Origin of the sequence: Paraburkholderia sp. SECH2, from assembly GCF_030464795.1 — a bacterium.
Lineage (GTDB): Bacteria > Pseudomonadota > Gammaproteobacteria > Burkholderiales > Burkholderiaceae > Paraburkholderia > Paraburkholderia aspalathi.
In genome coordinates this window covers 35,779-55,563 of sequence record NZ_JALPRH010000025.1, presented here as the reverse complement: position 1 = coordinate 55,563, position 19,785 = coordinate 35,779, and the positions used below count along the sequence as shown (strand labels likewise).

The 19,785-nt window shown below is 62.2% G+C and carries 19 protein-coding genes; 1 reads left to right on the top strand and 18 read right to left on the bottom strand.

All coding sequences use genetic code 11. The features are described from left to right. The first annotated feature begins 12 nt into the window (after positions 1-12). Positions 13-1,059: an ABC transporter substrate-binding protein gene (locus M0D66_RS30370; protein ID WP_200652522.1), complete on the top strand. Its 1,047-nt coding sequence runs from the start codon at positions 13-15 to the stop codon at positions 1,057-1,059. Here the strand turns inward: M0D66_RS30370 and M0D66_RS30365 are convergent, their stop codons facing one another. The 18 genes from M0D66_RS30365 to M0D66_RS30280 all read right to left on the bottom strand — a co-directional run bounded on the left by M0D66_RS30365 (position 1,060) and on the right by M0D66_RS30280 (position 19,775). Next, entirely contained in the window at positions 1,060-1,359 is a 300-nt protein-coding gene (locus M0D66_RS30365) for a hypothetical protein (protein ID WP_093634862.1), read from the bottom strand. A 59-nt stretch (positions 1,360-1,418) separates the two neighbouring features. Continuing rightward, positions 1,419-2,354 carry a 2-dehydropantoate 2-reductase gene (panE, locus tag M0D66_RS30360; RefSeq protein ID WP_200652523.1) on the bottom strand — a complete coding sequence of 312 codons (936 nt, stop codon included), beginning with the start codon at positions 2,352-2,354 and terminating at the stop codon, positions 1,419-1,421. Between the two features lie 289 nt (positions 2,355-2,643). Beyond that, positions 2,644-3,609 carry a nucleoside hydrolase gene (locus tag M0D66_RS30355; protein ID WP_200652524.1) on the bottom strand — a complete coding sequence of 322 codons (966 nt, stop codon included), beginning with the start codon at positions 3,607-3,609 and terminating at the stop codon, positions 2,644-2,646. Next, positions 3,606-3,995 carry a cytidine deaminase gene (locus M0D66_RS30350; RefSeq protein ID WP_054040364.1) on the bottom strand — a complete coding sequence of 130 codons (390 nt, stop codon included), beginning with the start codon at positions 3,993-3,995 and terminating at the stop codon, positions 3,606-3,608. Before M0D66_RS30350 ends, M0D66_RS30355 begins: the two co-directional genes overlap by 4 nt. A gap of 20 nt (positions 3,996-4,015) precedes the next feature. Further along, a complete protein-coding gene (locus M0D66_RS30345) occupies positions 4,016-5,293 on the bottom strand; it encodes a NupC/NupG family nucleoside CNT transporter (protein WP_093634865.1) in 1,278 nt (425 codons plus the stop codon). 199 nt (positions 5,294-5,492) lie between these two features. Beyond that, the gene (locus tag M0D66_RS30340; protein WP_200619311.1) at positions 5,493-6,677 is read right to left on the bottom strand and encodes a thiolase family protein; all 1,185 of its coding nucleotides are present in this window, start codon (positions 6,675-6,677) and stop codon (positions 5,493-5,495) included. A gap of 48 nt (positions 6,678-6,725) precedes the next feature. Next, complete coding sequence (locus tag M0D66_RS30335) at positions 6,726-8,156, bottom strand: efflux transporter outer membrane subunit (protein WP_211707487.1); 1,431 nt, start codon at positions 8,154-8,156, stop codon at positions 6,726-6,728. A gap of 10 nt (positions 8,157-8,166) precedes the next feature. After that, complete coding sequence (locus M0D66_RS30330) at positions 8,167-9,738, bottom strand: DHA2 family efflux MFS transporter permease subunit (RefSeq protein WP_211707486.1); 1,572 nt, start codon at positions 9,736-9,738, stop codon at positions 8,167-8,169. A gap of 6 nt (positions 9,739-9,744) precedes the next feature. Then, the gene (locus tag M0D66_RS30325; RefSeq protein ID WP_211707485.1) at positions 9,745-10,833 is read right to left on the bottom strand and encodes an HlyD family secretion protein; all 1,089 of its coding nucleotides are present in this window, start codon (positions 10,831-10,833) and stop codon (positions 9,745-9,747) included. A gap of 87 nt (positions 10,834-10,920) precedes the next feature. Continuing rightward, the gene (locus M0D66_RS30320; RefSeq protein ID WP_093634869.1) at positions 10,921-11,343 is read right to left on the bottom strand and encodes a MarR family winged helix-turn-helix transcriptional regulator; all 423 of its coding nucleotides are present in this window, start codon (positions 11,341-11,343) and stop codon (positions 10,921-10,923) included. Between the two features lie 80 nt (positions 11,344-11,423). After that, on the bottom strand, positions 11,424-11,846 hold the full coding sequence (locus M0D66_RS30315) for a MarR family winged helix-turn-helix transcriptional regulator (protein WP_054040360.1): 423 nt from the start codon (positions 11,844-11,846) through the stop codon (positions 11,424-11,426). Positions 11,847-11,963: 117 nt separating this feature from the next. After that, the gene (gene hutG / locus M0D66_RS30310; RefSeq protein WP_211707484.1) at positions 11,964-12,968 is read right to left on the bottom strand and encodes a formimidoylglutamase; all 1,005 of its coding nucleotides are present in this window, start codon (positions 12,966-12,968) and stop codon (positions 11,964-11,966) included. Continuing rightward, positions 12,965-13,738, bottom strand: coding sequence for an amino acid ABC transporter ATP-binding protein (locus tag M0D66_RS30305; protein WP_244869818.1), 774 nt, complete (start codon positions 13,736-13,738; stop codon positions 12,965-12,967). Before M0D66_RS30305 ends, hutG begins: the two co-directional genes overlap by 4 nt. Further along, positions 13,735-14,403 (bottom strand): amino acid ABC transporter permease, encoded by a 669-nt coding sequence (locus M0D66_RS30300; protein ID WP_175048863.1) that lies wholly within the window; start codon positions 14,401-14,403, stop codon positions 13,735-13,737. Before M0D66_RS30300 ends, M0D66_RS30305 begins: the two co-directional genes overlap by 4 nt. Positions 14,404-14,420: 17 nt before the next feature. Continuing rightward, positions 14,421-15,176 carry a transporter substrate-binding domain-containing protein gene (locus M0D66_RS30295; protein WP_211707483.1) on the bottom strand — a complete coding sequence of 252 codons (756 nt, stop codon included), beginning with the start codon at positions 15,174-15,176 and terminating at the stop codon, positions 14,421-14,423. A gap of 82 nt (positions 15,177-15,258) precedes the next feature. Continuing rightward, positions 15,259-16,008 (bottom strand): IclR family transcriptional regulator, encoded by a 750-nt coding sequence (locus M0D66_RS30290; protein WP_200619279.1) that lies wholly within the window; start codon positions 16,006-16,008, stop codon positions 15,259-15,261. A gap of 213 nt (positions 16,009-16,221) precedes the next feature. Further along, on the bottom strand, positions 16,222-17,112 hold the full coding sequence (locus M0D66_RS30285) for a transglutaminase family protein (RefSeq protein ID WP_093634876.1): 891 nt from the start codon (positions 17,110-17,112) through the stop codon (positions 16,222-16,224). Then, on the bottom strand, positions 17,109-19,775 hold the full coding sequence (locus tag M0D66_RS30280; protein WP_093634877.1) for a circularly permuted type 2 ATP-grasp protein: 2,667 nt from the start codon (positions 19,773-19,775) through the stop codon (positions 17,109-17,111). The genes M0D66_RS30285 and M0D66_RS30280 overlap by 4 nt, the downstream gene beginning before the upstream one ends. Between the last annotated feature and the right edge of the window lie 10 nt (positions 19,776-19,785).

Here is a 19,785-nt window from a genome sequence, read left to right as displayed (position 1 = left end):
AGGAGCCCCTCAATGAAACTGTTCAAGACGATCGCGGCGCTGGCCGCATTGTGCGCATTCAGTGCAGCCGCGCCGGCATGGTCGGAGACCAAGACCATTTACATCGGCATGAACGGCGGTCCGATGGAAAAGGCCTATACGAGCCAGGTCCTGCCCGACTTCGAGAAAGCCAACAACGTCAAAGTGGTCGTGGTGCCCGGCACCTCGTCGGATATTCTCGCCAAGCTGCTCGCCAACAAGGCCAATCCGCAAATCCACGTGGTGTTTCTCGACGACGGCGTGATGGCGCGCGCGGTCAGCATGGGCGTGTGCAAGAAGCTCGACGATTCACCGGTGCTCAAGGAGCTCTACCCATTCGCGCGCATGAAGGACGACATGGGCGCGGGCGTGCAACTCGGTATGACCGGCATCGCGTACAACAAGAAGCTGTTTGCTGAAAAAGGCTGGGCGCCGCCGACTTCGTGGATGGACTTTGCCGATCCGAAGTACAAAGGCAAGGTGGTGTTCCAGTCCGCGTCGAGCAGCACCTTCGGGCTGCACGGCTTTCTGGCGATCAATCGCTTGATGGGCGGCAGCGAGCAGAACGTCGAACCGGGCTTCACGAAATGGGCCACGACAGTTGGCCCGAACGTGGTGGAGTACGTGCCGAACTCAGCGAAGATTTCCGAAATGGTCCAGACGGGCGAAGCGGGCCTGTTCCCGTTGACGCCGACTGCCGTCAGCGATCTGCAGGACAAGGGCATTCCGGTCGGCTATGTGAGTCCGAAGGAAGGTCCGGTGTTGCTGCTGGTCGACTTGTGCGTGGTCAACAACAACCCGGACCCGCAATTGGCGCAGAAACTCGCGCAGTTCCTGCTGTCCGCGCCGGCGCAGACCAAAGCCGCCGAGGCCGGCAAGCAGATTCCGACCAATCGTCTTGCGAAGATGACGCCGCCGATGCAGCAAAGCCTGGGTAACGTCGACGATATGGTGAAGAAGCTGACCGTGGTGGATTGGGACACGATCAATGCGCATCGCGCGCAGTGGGATACGCGCTGGAACAGGCAGATCGAGCGTTAATCAGAAGATCACCGAAATCGCCACGCCCAGCCAGATTGACAGCACGCCGATAAGGAACATGTGCCGCGCAACCCGGATGCGGACGTCGCTGTTTTCCGGTTCAACGGGGCTCGTCGCCATCCATGGCACGAGCCCGAGGCAGCCGAAGCCGATCATCGCAAACACGAAGACGAAGACGTCGGACACGTGCCATTTCGTCTGGTCGTACAAGCCCCAGTAGCCGAGAAAGACGATGCCGATCGAGAAGATCGTCGCCGAAGCGGCACTGAGCGCGGGTACGGATCCGGTTGGACTCGGCATGCTTCACCTCCGAAACGTTAGGCTGCTGTTGCCGTCCCCGTCGCCCGCGTTCCCGTCACTCAGGATGTACGGGCCTGCCTTGCTTCATACGTCTTTAGATGACTATAGGCGATACGCAGCAACGATAGGCCGTGCTCGCCCTTCTGCGCATCGCCGCCGCGCGAGATCAGATCGCCAAGAATGTGGTCCGCCTCGGTGTGCGAGTGATTTTCGACGTCGCGCAACATCGAAGCTGTTAGCGGCGAAGGTGTAAAGAGTGTTTGGGTAGCTCGAGCGTCGAAGTCCGGGCCCATCGTAAAGCCCGTGTGCTCCGCGACGCCACGGCACTCGCCGAGCAGGTTTTCGATGATGCGCTTGCCATCCGGCGCAGCCAGAATATCGCCGACCGAACCGCGCATCAAGCACGTACTCGCCGCGAGTGTGGCCAGGAACACCCACTTTTCCCACATGCGCAGCAAGATGTTGTCGCTGACCACGGCATCGAAATTCGCGTCGGCCATCGCGTCCGCAATTGCCTCTACGCGCTCGGACGTGCCGCCTTCCAGTTCACCGAAGGTGATCGCGTGCGTTTCGTTCAGATGCATGATGTGCTGCTCGGGGCTGAGCGTTGCGGCGATGACGCATTGGCCGCCCAGTACGCGTGACGCACCGAACTTTTCCTTGAGCACGTCGATATGGCGCATGCCGTTGAGCATCGGCAGAATCAGCGTGGATTCGCCGACCAGCGGTGCGAATGAATCAATCGCGTCGTCGAGACTGTAGGCTTTGCAACTGAGCAGCACCAGGTCGAACGGCTCCGCGGCGACACCGGCGAGTATCGTCTTGACGTCGCGCAAGGCGAGATTGCCGCGCGCGCTGTTGATGATGAGGCCGTCACGCGCAAGCTTTTCCGCGCGGCCGGGACGCACGAGGAAGGTCACGTCCTGTCCGGCCGCTGCGAGACGTCCGCCGAAGTAGCCGCCCACGGCGCCCGCCCCTACTACTAGAATTCGCATCTTTTGCCTCTTGATAGATTTGGGTCACGCGCGCCGGGTCGGTATGCCAAGGCCTCGAAAACCGCCTGCGCAGCACGTCTGCAGAAATGTAGCAAAGATTGACGATATGCATCGGCCACAATGGCGGGCCGGTTTGCTGCATTGCACAGCGGCTTCGATGTTTCCGCTTTATTCCTTACGTCAGATCAATCGCCGCGCCGCCAGGCGTTTGCTCGCGCCGGGTTACGTGAAGAGCGGCACTTGAAGAGGCGACGCCCCTACCAAACGGCGGCAGCTTCGCAAGATCGCCCTACAACGTACCGCAGATAGTGCGCTCGTAAAGCGCGAGCATCCCGGGCACATCCACGCCCAGGCAGACCGTGCTGTCGGGCCGACTGTCCCAGTCCGGCGCGGGCACCGGCATCGTGGAAGGCTTCTGGATGGTTTGGCCCACGGCAATACCGTCCGTCAGCACCCGTACGGGACCACTGCGAGTCGTATAAAGATGCGGCGCCAGCACATAAGTGACTGCCGACGAGTCGTGCACGTAAATGCCTTCAAGTTGCGCGCTTTGCTCATGAAAGGCTTCGTAGTGCCGCGACACGTCCCACACGAACTGCCCTGCTGCACCGCCGCGCTCGCGCAGCGACGCCAGATAATCCCGGCTCATGATGGTGCGCTGCGTAACGTCGAGCCCGACGACCACAACCGGCCACGGTGCGCCGAACACGATGTCGGCAGCATCGGGGTCGCCGAGGATGTTAGCTTCTGCCGCCGGCGTCACGTTGCCGAGCACGCCGTCCGTGCCGAACGCGCCGCCCATGATGACCACCTGTTTGACGAGCGGCGCGATCTGCGGATCGTCGGCCAGCGCCAATGCCAGGTTCGTGAGCGGGCCCACCGCGATCAACGTGACTTCGCCGGGATGAGCGCGCACCGTGTCGATAATGAAGCGGTATGCGGGGCGCGCGTCGAGCGCTGCTTCAGCATCGGTTTCGATCGCGATGTTGCCAAGCCCGTTGTCGCCGTGAATCCAGGCGAGCGGTTCGGGTGCCGCACGCTTGAGCGGTGCCGCGGCACCCTGCGCAACCGGCACGCCCGGCGCGAACCGCCCAGCCAGGAACCGCGCATTGCGCGTAGTGGTTTCGATCGTGGCGTTGCCGAATACGCTTGTCAGACCCAGCAATTCGATGTCCGGATGAAGCGCCTGAAAAACGAGCGCCATCGCATCGTCCACACCGGGATCGGTGTCGTAGATAACCTTGTGCTTACTCATAGATAAAACGCGTCCGGCAATTGTTCACGCGCAGTGGTGTCGCGGGTGGCGCCATGCAGATTGCCGAGCCGGATCGGCAATTCGGGGCCGCCCAGTTCGATGATCACCTGGCGGCACGCGCCACATGGAGCAATCGGTCCATCCGTATCGCCGATCACGGCGAGCGCGGCGAACTGGTCGCGCTGATAGCCCGCTGCGATCGCGCTGAAAAACGCCGTACGTTCAGCGCAATTGCACAATCCGTACGAGGCGTTCTCGACATTGCAGCCGTCGAATACGGTGCCGTCTTTGGTCAGGAGCGCAGCGCCGACCTTGAACTTCGAATAAGGCGCATAGGCCTTCTCTCGCGCGACACCCGCGCGTTCCAGCAGTTGTTCCATGTTCATGCAACGATCCTCAATTCGATTCAATTCAGCGTCAGGAACATGCCCGCAATCGTAGCGCTCATCAGGTTCGAGAGCGTCGCGGCGAGCACGACACGCAGGCCGTAGCGTGCGACTTCGGCGCGGCGTTCCGGCGCGACGGCGCTAAAGCCGCCCGTCAGCACCGCGATCGACGCAAAGTTCGCGAAGCCGCACAACGCAAACGACAGAATAGCAAGGGTTCGCGGGTCGAGGGCCTGCAGGCCGGCGGCGCTTACGCTTGCGGCATCTTTCAGATACGGCGACAGCGACGCATATGCGACGAATTCATTGAGAATGATCTTCTGCCCGAGGAAATTGCCGGCGATTGCGGCTTCGCTCCACGGCACACCAATCAGATACGCGAGCGGCGCGAATACCGTGCCGAGCACCGATTGCATCGACAGTTGCGGATGGCCGAACCAACCCCCTATGCCGCCCACAATGCCGTTGAGCAATGCGATCAGGCTGACGAACGCGATCAGCATCGCGCCTACCATCACGGCGATTTTCAGGCCCACGGTCGCGCCGGAACTCGCGGCTTCAATCACATTTGCGGGGCGTTTTTCATCGAAGCTGAGGTCCTCGAGATGTACACGGCTCGGCTCGGTGGTCGGGTGAATGATCTTGGCGAACAGCAAGCCGCCAGGCACCGCCATGAACGACGCGGCGAGCAAATATTCAACCCGCACGCCAAGGCCCGCATAACCCGCCAGCACCGAACCGGCAACCGCCGCCATGCCACTCGACATCACCGCGAACAGTTCGGCACCGGTCATATCGCGCGTGAACGGTTTGACCACCGCAGGCATTTCGCTTTGGCCAAGGAAGATCGTTGTAACGGCTGAGAAGGATTCGAGCTTCGATACGCCGAGCAGTTTCTGGAATATCGTGCCGAGCACGATCACGATCCAGCGCATCACGCCGAGGTAGTACAGCACGGAAATGAGCGCGGTCACGAAGATGATGGCCGGCAACACCCGCACGGCGAAAACGAAGCCGCCGTCGCCGAAGACCTGGAACATCTTCGCCTGCACGAGGCCGCCGAACAGGAACTCGATGCCCGCGTTGCCATAGCCGAGTACGTGATTGACGCCGGACGCAGCGGCAGCCAGGACCGTCTTACCAAATGGGACGAAGAGAATGAAAGCGCCGATACCGATCTGCGCAAGCAGCGCCGCGATTACAGTCCGTAAGCGGATGGCGCGCCGGTTGGTTGAAAAGATAAAAGCGATGAGTAGCAGTACGGCAATACCGAGGATGTTTCGAGCGATCAGTGCCATGTCTCTTGGTGTTCTTGTGAAAGTGGCAATGATGCTAAACGAAACTGATGCTGGAGAAAAAACTTTCAACATCGCGTAACGACTGTTTGCTGCACGGCACTGGGCGATTGATGCACGTTGCATCTAAACGGCATCAAAACGGCCACGGCGCGATCGCGGTTCGTGACACCGCCATCGCGACGCGCCGCAGCCACCGATCTCAAATCACTTCCAATGCCAGCGCAATCCCCTGCCCGCCGCCGATACACAACGTGACGATGCCGCGTTTCAGGCCGTCGCGGCGCATCGAATGAAGCAGGCGTGTCGTCAACACCGCACCGGTCGCACCGATCGGATGACCGTGCGCGATCGCGCCGCCCTGTACATTGATCAGTTCATCCGCGATGCCGAGTCTGCGTGCCACTGCGATCGGCACGGCAGCGAACGCTTCATTGATCTCGAAGCGTTCAACGTCATTGAGTTGCCAGCCCGCACGGGCCAGGGCCATTTGCACGGCTGGCACCGGACCGAGGCCGAACATACCCGGTTCGACGGCCGCGACGCCAAACGCCACCAGCCGCGCAAACGGCTCGATGCCACGCGACTCGGCGAACCCACGATCAGCGACCAGCATGGCTGCTGCGCCGCTGTTCAGGCCCGGCGCGTTGCCTGCGGTAATCGTGCCGTCCGGACGGAATGCCGGACGCAGTTTGGCGAGCGTTTCAACCGTGGTATCCGGGCGCGGCTGTTCATCGCTCGTGAATTGCTGCGGACCTTTGCGCCCCGGGATTTCGACGGCGACCAGTTCAGCGTCGAAATCGCCGCGCGCCTGTGCTTCGGCAAAACGCTGTTGCGAACGCGCGGCCCAACGGTCCTGCGTTTCGCGCGTGAGGTCGAACTGCGCGACGAGGTCTTCGGTATGCCAGCCCGAATGCTCGCCGGAGAACGCGTCGTTCAGGCCGTCGCGCAGCAGGCTGTCGTGGATTTGCGCGTTGCCCATCCGGTAGCCCCAGCGACCGCCGTCCAGCAGATACGGTGCGCGGTCCATGTTTTCCATGCCGCCGGCCACGGCTGCATCGCCGAGACCAAGCCAGATTTCCTGGGCCGCGGATGCAATCGCCTGCGCGCCCGAGCCGCACACACGATTGACCGTCAACGCAGGCACGGCCACCGGCACGCCGCCGCCAATCGACGCCTGACGCGCCGGATTCATCCGGTTGCCCGCCTGAATCACGTTGCCCAGCACCACCGAGGCCAACGCGGCCGGATCGAGACCGCTGCGCCGCAGCGTTTCACGCACCGCGACCGCGCCGAGTTCGGTTGCGGGTACTTCTTTCAACGATCCGCCGAATGCGCCGATCGGCGTTCTCACCGGATTGCAGATCACTACTTCACGCGTACTCATCATTCATCTCCAGTTGGACTACAACTTTCACCGTCACATTCACGCGCATCAATTCGCCGATGCGGCCGTGACCGTTTCGGGGACATCCCAGCCGCCGCCGAGCGAGCGGTACAGCGCGACCGCTGCGAGCGCATGCTCGCGTTTGGCCTGATTCAACGATTCGGCATCGCGCAGATACGCCTCCTGCGCGGTGAGCACATCGAGGAAGTCCGTCGCACCACCCTTGTAGAGCTCACTCGACAGACGCAGCGCGTGGTTCGAGGCATCGAGCGCGCCGCCCAGGCGTTGCACCTGCACCGCGCCGCTCACCAGGTCACTGCGGTTGTCTTCGATTTCCTTGAGCGCCTGCAGCATGGTTTGCTGCAGGCCGAGTTGCGACTCGCGCATCCGGCTCTCGCTCGCATCGATATTCGCGGTGATGCGGCCGGCGTTGAAGATCGGACTCGTTGCGTTCAAGGCGGCGCTAAAGAGGTTGTCGGTCAGCGTCGGCAAGCCGAGGTACGACGAGGCCAGCAGACCATCGGCGAGATTGAGCCTGAACTGCGGATAGCGCTGCGCTTTGGACACGCCCACTTCCGCCGCGCGCTGTTCGACCGTGGCGTAGGCATTACGCACGTCCGGGCGCTGCAACAGCGCTTCCGACGGCAGAGTTTGCGGCACGCTTTGCGCGGGCACTGGAATGTCGCGTGCATTGGCGAGCAGCAAGCCGTCGACGCTCTCCGGCGTGCGCCCCGAATACACCGCGATCAGACTCAGTTGATGCTGCACCGTCGACTGGATGCGCGGGATCTGCGCCTGCAAGTCTTCCAACTGATTCTGTGCACGCGCGACGTCGAGTTGCGTCGACAATCCGTAATGCAAACGCTGCTGCGTAAGTTTCAGCGCACGGGCGCGGATCTGTTCGTTGTCGCTGAGAATCTGCAATTGCGATTGCGCCCAGCGCAGATCGATGTACGCCGCCGCTGTGTTCGCCGCGAGTGCCAGGCGCAGTTGATTCAGGGCGGCCTGCCGACCCGACACTTGCGCTTCGGCTGCGAGAACAGCGAGACGTTCGCCACCGAAAACGTCCGGCTGCCAGCTGGCCGTCACGCCGACGCCGGCCTGACGCACATAGCCCAGCGGTGGTGGCGTGTTCTGGCGAGAGTCCGATGCCGTCGCGCTAGCGTTCAATTCAGGCAGCAAGGCCGCGCGATTCTGCTTCGCGAGATCCTGCGCCTGCTTGACGCGTTCCACCGCGGCCTGCACGTCGAGATTGCCCGTCAGCACCGATTCCACCAGTTGATGCATGACGGCATCGCCAAATTGCGTCCACCATGTATTGGCGTTGATGCTGTCTTGAGGAGCATCGACATTCCACGCGGTCGGGGCGACGGTCTGAACCGTATGCGGCAGGTCCGCGTGCGTTTCAGGCTGCACCGCGCATGCCGCCAGAGTCAGCAGTGCCGCGCTCGCGAGTACTTTCATAACGATTGGTTTCATGCTGATTTCCTCAATGAGCATCGGGCGGTGGCGCGGTATTGCCAAACGGGCGCGAGAACAGCACGCTCAGCAAACCGACGACGAAACAGAGCGACAGCGCAAAGAACGTGTCGGAGAACGTGAGCACGAGCGCTTCGCGCATCAGCAGCCCATGCAACGCCCCAAGGCCCGCATTGGCCGCATTCAGCGCATCGCCGCCGACGGCCGCGAAGTGCGCACTTTGCTGCTGCAAGATCGACTCGATCGCCGGACGGCCCGTGCTCAAATGTTCGTCGAGCCGCTCGTAGTGGAGATTCAAACGATCGTTGAGCATGGTGCTGCTCACGGCAATGCCAATCGCGCCGCCGAGATTGCGCATCAGATTGAAGAGCCCGCTGGCGGATCGAAGCCTCGACATCGGCAATGAACCAAGCGCCATCGTGACGATGGGCGGAATGCAGAATTGCTGGCCAATGCCGCGCAACGCCTGCGGGATCAGCAATTCCTGCCAGCCCCACTGATTGGTCAGCGGCACATACAGATAACAGCCGACGCCGAACAGCACCAGGCCGAACACCAGCAACAGGCGCATATCGACAAAACGCGCGACTATCGAATACGCGACCATCGCGACCAGTTGAAAACATCCCACTGACAGCAACGCCACGCCGATCTGCAACGAATCGAAGCCGCGCACTCGCGACAGGAACACCGGTGTCAGGAATACCGCGCAGAAAATCCCGATCCCTGTGATGAAGGACAGCAGACTGCCGATTCCGAAGTTGCGGATCGCAAGCGCGCGCAAATCGACGATCGGCTCTTTTGCGGTGAACGCGTGCACGATGAACAGGAATCCGCAGATCGCCGCTACCCAGGTACACGTGAGGATCACGTCGTCGCCGAACCAGTTCTTGCGTGGCCCTTCTTCCAGGACGTATTCAAGGCAACCCAGAAAACCGGACATCAGCAGGATGCCGAGATAGTCGCCCTTTTTCAGCAGTGAGAGATCGACGTTGTCGAAGTGCACGTACTTCGGCACCAACAGCGTGACGGCGAGGCCCGGCACGAGATTCAGATAGAACAGCCAGTGCCACGACCATTGCGATGTGATCCAGCCGCCGATCACCGGACCGACCGTCGGTGCGAGCGTGGCGAGCGCGCTGATGGTGGTGGACGCAATCAGGCGCTGCTTGCCGGGGAACAGCACGAATGCCGTCGTGAACACGGTCGGAATCATCGCGGCACCGAGCGCGCCCTGCAGACCGCGAAACAGGATCATCGAGTTGATGTCCCATGCCAGGCCGCACAACATACTGGTGACCGTAAAGCCCAGCGCGGAGAACGCGAACACCCAGCGCGTCGAGAACACACGCGTGAGCCAGCCGGACATCGGGATCACGAGAATCTCCGCGATCAGGTACGCGGTCTGCACCCACGAGAGCTCATCCTGGCTCGCGGACAAGCCGCCGCCGATATCCTTGAGCGAAGACGCCACGATCTGGATATCGAGTGTCGCCATGAAAAAACCGAGGCACATCAGCACGAACGCGAACACTTTGGTGCGTGTCGGCAGGTCGGCGGGATTGGCAAGGACCTGAGTCATGATCGTTTAACCGTGAGCAGCGTCGAGATGCACTTTCACCGTCGCCGACAGGCCTGGACGCAATACGCCCTCCATGTCCTTCGGCACCTCGAGGCGCACGCGCACCGGCACCCGTTGCACGATTTTCGTAAAGTTGCCGGTCGCGTTTTCCGCCGGCAGCACGCTGAAGGTCGCGCCGGTCGCGGGTGCGAGACTCTCAACCACGCCGTGAATCCGTTTGCTCGATGCATCGAGATCGACGTCGACACCGTCGCCAACGTGCATCTTCTTCAACTGATCTTCCTTGAAGTTGGCGTCGATCCACAGTCCGCTCGACGGCACCACCGTCAGCAGCGACACGCCAACGTTCGCCAGCAAGCCGACGCGCGCGGTGCGATTGCCGACGTAACCGTCGATCGGCGACCGGATCGTGGTGTACTCCACATTCAATGCCGCGACCCGCTGCGCCGCCTGCGCGGTGGCGATGCGCGCCTCTGCGTCACCGATCTGCGCGTCGAGCACGGCGATCTGCCGTTGCGCCGCGATCAGGGCTGCGCTGCTGCGGTCGACCGCGGCATGCGCTTTGGTCAGATCGGCATCCGCGCGTTCCACGACCTGGTTCGATACCGCATCGTCCTTCACGAGTTCACGATAGCGCGCCTGATCGGCGGTGCTGCGCGTCAGCTCGGCGCCCGAGGCGCGAACTTCGGCGGCCTGCTCGTTGATGGTGGCAAGCTGCAGGGACTTCTTCGCCTGCAACTCGGTAACAGCCGCCTGTGCACTCTCCACTTCCGCACTGGCTTGCGCGAGACGAGCGTCGTAATCGCGTGCATCAAGCCGGATCAGCACCTGATTCGCATGGACGAACTGGTTGTCCCGCACCAGCACGTCCGTCACGAAACCGTTCACTTTCGGCGACATCACGGTCACGTCACCGCCGACGTACGCGTCGTCGGTCGTTTCGACAAAACGGCCGACGAAGAACCAGTACGACGCCGCAAGCGCCAGCACCGCGAGCACAGTGATGACCGCGAGCAGCATCCACGGAATGCGCCGTGCCGGTTTGGCGGCGTTCGCCGCGCTGGGCGGAGCAATAGTCGAGGGTGTAGTGGACATGATGTCTGTATGTGTGTATGCACTCGTTAAGCTTGAAAAAAAGCGCGTTGTGCTGCGCCGGCTTGACCCGCTTCACGCGGGGCAGATTCAAACGGGGTCTTTTGTAATGGCGAACAACTCAGTACGCAGTGCCGCCGCGCGCTGCTCGCCGAAGCGATCTTCGAATTCGGCTTGCGCCGCATACCAATGCTTGCGCCCGGCTTGCAAACGTTCCTCGCCGGCCGCCGTCAGTGCGATCGACAACGCCCGCGCATCCGCCCCAAGCGTCTCGCTCGACACCAGCCCGTTGCGCCGCAGCGGCTGGATCGTGCGAACCAGCGTGGTGCGCTGCATGCGCATGGCTTCGGTCAGTTGCTTCATGGTCATCGGACCCACGCGCTTTAAGCGCCCCATCAGCGAAAACTGCGTGATGGTGAGGCCGACGTTCTCCAGGTGACGATCGTAAATCTGCGACACATAGCGTGCGGCCTGGCGGATCGCAAAGCAGTCGTCGTCGAAAAGCCCGTCCATCGCTACGCTTCCTTTTCGTGAGTGCGTATGCACATAATCAGGCGTAAAAAAGCTCGCCGAAACGAGCTCATACGCTTTGTTTATCCGGTGATGCCGAAGAGCTCGGAGCGCAGCGCCTTGGCACGTGCGTGGCCGAATTTTTCCTCGAATTCGTCCTGTGCGGCACGCCATGCGATTGCCGCCTGATCGAAGGTTGTTTCGCCCTTCTCCGTGAGACTGAACAGAAACGTGCGACCGTCATGCTCCGCCGATTCGGCGACCACCAGCCCGTCACGCTGCAACGGTTTCATGGCGCGGACCAACGTGGTGCGCTCCATGACCATGGCGTCTGCGAGGTCCACCATCGGCAGGTTCGGTGTGCGCGCGAGCTTGGCGAGAATCGTGAACTGCGCAGCCGTCAGCCCTACCTCGCCAAGATGGCGCTCGTAGATTTGCGTGACGTGCCGGGCCGCCTGGCGCAGCGCGAAACAGTTGCATTCGTCGTAAGAGAGAGGACGGGTCATGTTGCGGAGTGTATATGTGCATACGCACTATGTCAAGGCCGCTTTCGCTCAGACAGTACCTCGGACGGTTCGACAGGCCGGTTTGCGGTCCGGGGGCGTTCGCGGAGTAAGGGAGTGCTAAAGCAACCGATATGCCAACCGCGCCGCCGCCCTCGCCGTGCGCTTGTCCTGATCGAGCGACGGGTTGTACTCCGCAATATCCGCCGCGCGCAGCTTGCCCGATGCCCGCACACGCTGCACCATCGCTTCGACTACCGACAAGGGCACGCCCAACGCGGCAGGTGCCGATACACCCGGCGCGGTAGCGGCCGGGAGCACGTCGAGATCGATAGTCATGTAAACGTCGTCCGCCGAATCCAGCAATTGCTGAAGGTCGTCCAGACGCTGCGGCAATTGCGGTTCCTGCATATCGACGTCGAGCACGTAGCGCACGCCGAGTTCCTCCGCATGCGCGAACAGCGAAGCGGTGTTGCCCAGATCGCTGACGCCGAAGCAGGCGTAGTTGAACGGCACGCCCCGCTCGGTGCAGTCGTTCGCAATCTGATCGAATGGCGTGCCTGAATTAGCCGGCCGCTTCTGACGCAGATCGAAGTGGGCGTCGAAGTTGATGATGAGTAGCTTGCGGGTTGTGGCGGCCACGGCCTCAGCTCGAGCCCCATCCACGCGATCCTGATGCAAGCGCAAACCGCTATACGTCCCCCACGCAACCTCGTGACCGCCGCCGAACACCAACGGCCGGCCGCCGCTCGCGAGCACGTCGCTCACCAGGCTCGCGAGTTCCGCCTGCGCGCCTTCGAGATCGCCGTCATCGCACACCACATCGCCCGCATCGGCGAGCGTCGCCATCGACGTCTTCGCCGGCAGACCGGCCAGCACACGGCGCAACTCCTTTGGCGCATGCGCCGCGCCAACACGCCCCTGATTGCGACGCACGCCTTCGTCAGAGCCAAAGCCGACGATCACAGCCGCATCGCTTTCAACGGACGGCGCGGCGCGTAAACCATCCTCATGCCGCCGCGCACCACCAAACGGCACCACCTGATTGAAAATGCGCCGGGTGTCGCCCGGTTCACCCTCATCGGAACGGCCGCTCCACACCTTGTCGTCGAACAGAACTCTCATGCGCGCGACAACACCGCCTGCAGGAAAGCCCGCGTGCGCGGCTGCGACGGTGCCGAGAAAATCTCAGCCGGCGGCCCCGCCTCGACAATCACGCCACCGTCCATCACCACCACCACGTCGGCGACTTCCTTCGCGAAACCCATTTCGTGCGTGACGACGACCATCGTCATGCCTTCGCTCGCGAGCAGCTTCATCACTTGCAGCACTTCGCCGACCAGCTCGGGATCGAGTGCGGAAGTCGGCTCGTCGAACAACATCACGCGCGGTTGCATCGCCAACGCGCGAGCAATGGCAACGCGCTGCTTCTGACCACCCGACAGGCTCGCCGGCATCACATGCGCCTTGGGAGCCAGACCGACTTTTTCCAGCAACGCGGTTGCAGCCGCTTCGGCTTCGGCCTTGCTGGCGCCGCGCAACATCCGCGGACCGACCGTGATGTTATGCAGCACGGACAGATGCGGAAACAGATTGAACGACTGAAACACCATGCCCACTTCAGTGCGCAGCGCATTCAGCGAGCGTTCCTTGAGCATCTCACCATGATCGACCAGCCGATGCCCGCAGATATCGATCGTGCCGCCTTCGGCCTGTTCAAGCCCGTTGCAGCAACGCAGGAACGTACTCTTGCCCGAGCCGCTCGGCCCGATCACGACCACCACCTGCTGCGGTTGAATGTCGAAGTCGATGCCGTTGAGCACGGTATGCGAACCGAACGATTTGGTCAGCCCACGAATGCTGACGATAGGTTCATCTACTTTTGCGGTGTTCATTGCACCATCCCTCCTGCACGCAAGCGGCGCTCCACACGATGCAGCGCGTAGTTCGTCACCTGCGTCAACACCAGATACACCAGCGCGATGGCCAGATACACTTCGAGCGAACGGTACGACACGCTGATGATCTTCTGGCCTTCATGCATCAGATCGTCGATCGTCAGCAGCGACACCAGCGCCGAATTCTTGATCAACGCGATGAACTCGTTGCCGAGCGGCGGGATCATCCGCACGATCGCCTGCGGCAGAATGATTGCGCGCATGGCCTGACCGGACGACATGCCGATCGAGCGTGCCGCTTCCATTTGCCCGCGATCCACCGACTGAATCGCACCGCGCACAATCTCCGACACGTAAGCCGCCGAATACAGGCCAAGCCCAAGCATCCCGCACACGAAGGCCGGCAACAGAATGCCGAATTGCGGCAAGCCGAAGAACAGCAAGAAAAGTTGCACGAGCAACGGCGTGCCGCGGAAAAACGTGAGGTAGGCCGTACAGAAGGCGTAGACGATGCGCCGCTTCGGCGTAAGCCGGCCGATACCGATCAGCAGGCCCAGCACACAGCTCAGCGCGAGCGCGGCGGCGGTCACTTCGACCGTCACCAGCGCGCCGTGCATGATGTCCGGCCAGCCGGCAATCACCGGCGAAAAATCGAGTTCCATTGTGTCTGCTCAGCCGGTTATTGCGCGGTGGCGCCGAACCACTTCTTGACGATCGCCGCGTACGTGCCGTCGGCCTTGATCTTCGCCAGCGCCGTGTTGAATGCCGCCTTCAGTTGCGGTTCGTCCTTGCGCACGGCGATACCGTAGGCTTCGGTCGTCAGCGGCTTCTCGAGCACGCGGAAACCGCCGCGCGTCTTCACCAGCTGATAGGCGGCCGGCTTGCCGGTCACGGCCGCGTCAGCACGGCCAATACCCACCAGGTCGAACATTTCCTGATTCTTTTCGACTTCGACGCGGTTGATCTGCGGGTAGTTGTCGCGCAGGAAGTTGACCGACTTCGTGCCCACCTGGACCGAGACTTTCTTGCCGTTCAGGTCGGTCACCGACTTGATCGGCGAATCGCTTTTCACCAGCGCGACAAGACCGCCTGCATAGTACGAATCGGTGAAGTCGACCACTTTCGCGCGCTCATCGGTGATGTAGATAGCGGAGATCGCCGCGTCGAAACGATGTGCGATCAAGCCCGGAATCAGGCCTTTGAAGTCGATATCCGTCCATTGCACACGCTTGCCCATGGCTTTCGCGAGCGCATTCATCATGTCGACGTCGAAGCCGGTGCGCGCGCCGTTGTCGGTGTACTCCATCGGCGGGAAGGTCGCATCCGTGGCGACGTTCAGCACGTCCGGCGTCTGTGCGGACGCTGCACCGGAAAACCCGGCGAACGTCACCGCAAACGTAACGCATGCGAGGGACAACAGTCGATTCAGTTTCATGGGAGGGCTCCTTGTGGTTCGTTCGGTTAGTTCAGTTCGTTCGGTATCCAGATCGAATACGGCCGCGAGCGGCCCTGCCCGATCAATCGGTTTGCATATGCTCGGAAATAGCGCGGGCCGTACGTAGCGTCCCGTCGATGAATTGGCTTTCGCGGCCGATGGCGCGCGTGGACGGCGCCATCAGCGTGATCGAGGCGCTGCTTCCGGCGCCGCGTCCGCTGCGATGAAATATCGGGGCACTCACGCCCCACACGCCCGGATCGACTTCGCTGTCGCTGACGGCGTAGCCCTGAGCGCGAATCTGTTCGAGTTCGGCTTCGATTGCGGCGCGGCCGGCAGGGTCGTTGTCGAACAGGTTGTCGAGTACTTCGGTGCGTGCCTTGTCGGCCATGAACGCCAGCAGCGATTTCGCCGAAGCCCCAGCTTTCAGCGGCACGGCGCGGCCTTTTTCGAATGAGCAGCGCAACGAGTGCTGGCTGTCGACCATTTCCAGGCACATCACCTGATGCTTGACCGCGACCACCAACCCGATGCTTTCCTGCGAAGCGCGCGCCAGTTGCTGCATCTCCGTACGGCTCGCTTCGACGAGCAGCGAATTCACGTCGAAGCCGAGCGCGAGCTGCAGGCTGATCGGACCCGGCGCGTAGTGCCCCGCGTTTTCAGCGACGAAACCCCAGCGCTTGAGCAACGCGATTTGCCGGTACAGCGTGCTTTGCGCGAGACCGGTGACAGCGAGCAGATCCTTGACCGACATGGCCTTGCCATGACTGGCGAGTGCGGCTAGCACCAGCAGCACCCGTTCAGCTCCTGTCACACCCTGTTCCGCGTTCACGATGAAAACTACCCATAATGAATAACGGAATCAGAATGCCAGAACATTCTCGGATTTCAAAAATTGGATTCCCGCTGAGTGGGAATGAAGAGAGAGGGTTTTCCCCGAAAGCGGGATAAAAGAGCGTGCCGCAGCGGACGTGCGGCACGTATGGCGGATTCGTTCAACCAGAAAGTGGCTTGCTGAAGGGGTAAAACGAGTAAAAGCAGCCGCTTAGAGCGCGAGCACCGTCACGCCCACTTCAACCCGATGCGCCCCGCCCCCCAGGATCATGCCGCGCAGCAAGGACACGTCGCTGTAATCGCGGCCGATCGCGAGCGTCACATGATCCATATCGGCGAGCACGTCGTTGGTAGGATCGAGATCGATCCAGCCACTCTCCGGGCAATACACGGACACCCAAGCATGCGAGGCATCCGCACCGATCAAGCGCGGCTGCCCAGGCGGCGGATCGTTGCGCAGATAACCGCTCACGTAGCGCGCCGGCAAACCTAGCGAGCGCAAACAACCGATCATCACCTGCGCGAAGTCCTGGCATACCCCGCTCTTCAATTCGAAGGCGCGCTCGGCAGGCGTGTCGAACATCGTCGCCGAAGGTTTGTACGCGAAGTCCTTGTGAATCCGGTGCATCAGATCGATCGCCCCCGCCACAATCGGCATGCCGGGCGGAAAACTCGGCAGGGCATAAGCGCGCAACGACGGCCGCGGCACGATGTTCGGCGATGCAAAGCAGAACTCCACCTCAGGCCGGAACTCGCCGCCCACCCAAAACCGCAACTCGTCCGCGACGCACTCCCATTCCGGCGTTTCCTCGGGGTCGAGGTCGGTCCAGCGCGGCATGAGCGCCACCGTGGTTTCGCTGACGAGTTGCAAGCGCTCGTGCGGGGCGTCCAGCGCGAAGTACAGGACGTCGTTGCCGAATGCGTCCATCCGGCTGGTTTGATACGACGGCTCCGGTTCGATCTTTTCGCTGTGCGAGACCACGCGCTGCCACGCACAGGCGATCGGCCGGATCGTCGCGAGATGCTGGGCGGTCTCCACATACGTGGAGTAGTGGTAGGTCGTGCGATGGGAGACGGACAAGACTGTCGGCGCGTTCTTCATGACCACACCTGCGAAGCCACCGTACTGGCATGACTGAAATAGCGCGCGCTGATCTCATGCGCCGCCGCGCCGACGTAGCCGCCAATCTGATCGCACACCGCAATCAGGTCGGCGTATGAATCGTTTTCGTCGATGGCGCACACCGATTCGAGCGCGGGCAAGGAAGCGGCGGGCGGCATCAATTCCGCAAACGGACGATGCCGCATGCTGCCTGCCGCCACGGCGATCTCATCGAGCTTCTTGCGCAGGCGCTCATAGACGCCATAGACGCCGCGCGGATTAGTGGGCTCGATCACCAGCAGATCGAGCAAGGCGGGCACTTCGAAACGGCCCGGATACAGCGAGCGGTAGGTCAGCGTGCTGTCGAACAATTGCAGCAACAGATCGAATCCGGCTGGTGTGGAGAGTTGGCCCTTATCGGCGACCACCCGCAAAAACGACGTCATCGCCGACACGCGTTCGATGTGCCGCCCCACGAATAGCAGACGCCACGCTTCGTCGCGTGTCATGCGGTCGCCTTGCGCACCGCTGATCGCCGATAGCTGCACCGACAAACGTTCAAGCGCGTTCATCAGCGTCACGCGGTCATAACGATCGTAGCGTTCGCTGCGCTCAGCGCGACCGTTACCATTCGCGCCGCCCGGCGCTGAACCACTACCGCCGCCATTGCCGTTGCCATTGCCCACCGCAGCCGGCATCAAGGTCTGCAATGCATCGCGGAAATCGTTGCGCGCCGCGAGAATCGTGCGCCAGTGGTCGTTCGATAAACGCCCACGCACCTCGCCGTTCGAACGTGCTTGCCATGCGAGGTTCTGGCCAATGCTAGTGGGGCCGGTGCTCTCGCTCAGATTCGCGACCAACGCGCGTTCGAACACTTGCGGCGAGTTCGGCGCAAACATGTCGCCGGATTGCACGAGACCGCAATGCGTGGCGAGCTCGACCAGCGTGGGGAACATCGCGTCGGCGTCGTTGCCTTCCAGCGAACCAAGAATCAGGCGCAACAGCCGCACGTTGTTTTCGGCACGTTCGCCATAGCGTCCGGCCCAGAACAGGTTTTCCGCCGCCCGGCTCGACACGGTGCGATGCTTGCGCGCGAGGTCGGCGGGTTGCATCGGCGAAGGCAGCAGCGTGAAGGTCGACGTCGGCTGGCTCGACAGCACCCACGTGTCGACGCTACTGCCGCCGTACTGCATCGACACCGTCGCCTGGCGCTCGGCGGCCATCCGCGTGAAGCCGCCTGGCATCACGTGCCAACCACCGTTCACGTCGGCAATCGCATAGACACGCAGGACCGACGGGCGGCGGCCGATGGTGCCGTCTTCGTAACGCGGCGTGCAGGAAAAGCGCTGTGCCTGCTGGATCGTATAGGTGTCCGGCATCGCTTCGATGCGCTCGCGCCATGTCGACAGCCGTTGCCTGCCCTGCTCGATTCCCGGTGGCGCATCGCGTGCCGCGACGGGCCACGTCGGTACGATGAACGCTTCCTCCAGACGCCCGAATGCGTGGACGCGGGCCGCCTTTTCGCCGCACCACCAGGTGGCCACGCTCGGCAGCACGAGGTCTTCGTCGAGTAAAACTTCGGCGATGCCCGGCAGAAAGCCATGCAAGGCAGGCGATTCGACAAAGCCCGAACCCGGCACGTTCGAGACGATCACATTGCCCGCGCGCATCACCTGCAACAGGCCCGGCACGCCGATGCTCGAATCTGCGCGCAGTTCGACCGGATCGCAGAACGCATCGTCCAGACGGCGCAGCACGACGTGCACGCGCTCGAGACCGGCGAGCGTCTTCAGATACAGCATGTCGTCACGCACGGTCAGGTCTTTGCCTTCGACCAGCGTCACGCCGAGATAGCGCGCGAGAAACACGTGCTCGAAGTAGGTTTCGCTAAACGGTCCAGGTGTGAGCAGCGCGATATGGGGCAAACCATCGGCGCCCGAACTGTCGGGCGACATGGTGGCCTGGGCGGCCTGCGCGAGCGTCGCGATCAGCTGTGAATAGGTCGGCGCGAGGCGGCTCACGCGCATCGCACGGAACGGTTCGGCGAACAGCGTCGACACGATCAGCCGGTTTTCCAGCGCATACCCCAAACCGGATGGCGCCTCGGTGCGATGCGCCATGACGGTCCAATTGCCGGCGGGCGTACGCGCCAGATCGACGGCGACCACCTGCAGATACTGCCCGCCAGGCGGCGTGAAGCCCTTCACGGAGCGCAGGTAACCCGGATGCCCGAACACCAGCGCAGGCGGCAACTGCCCACGCTCGAGCAAGGTCTGCGGCCCGTAAATATCAGCGACGATGGCATTGAGCAGATGCGCGCGCTGCGTCACGCCGCGCTCGATATGCGCCCACTCGGCCTCGCTGATCAGGAACGGCAGCAGGTCAAGCGCCCACGGTCGCGGCTCGCCGTTATCCGCGTAGACGTTGTAGCTGATGTCGTTGTCGCGGATCTGCTGCGCGACCGAGGCGCGGTGATCTTCCAATCGCGCGATGCCGTCTTCGCCGAGCCGCTCGAAGAATTGCCGCCACGGCTCGCGCAACACGCCCGAGGCATCGCGTAACTCGTCCCAATGTCCTTCGTAGGCCGGCAACAGCCGTAATAAGGACGAAGCGTCCGCGCGTGCCGCGGACGTTTCGAAAGGAAAAGTCGATTGAAAGGCCAAGGTCGTGTCG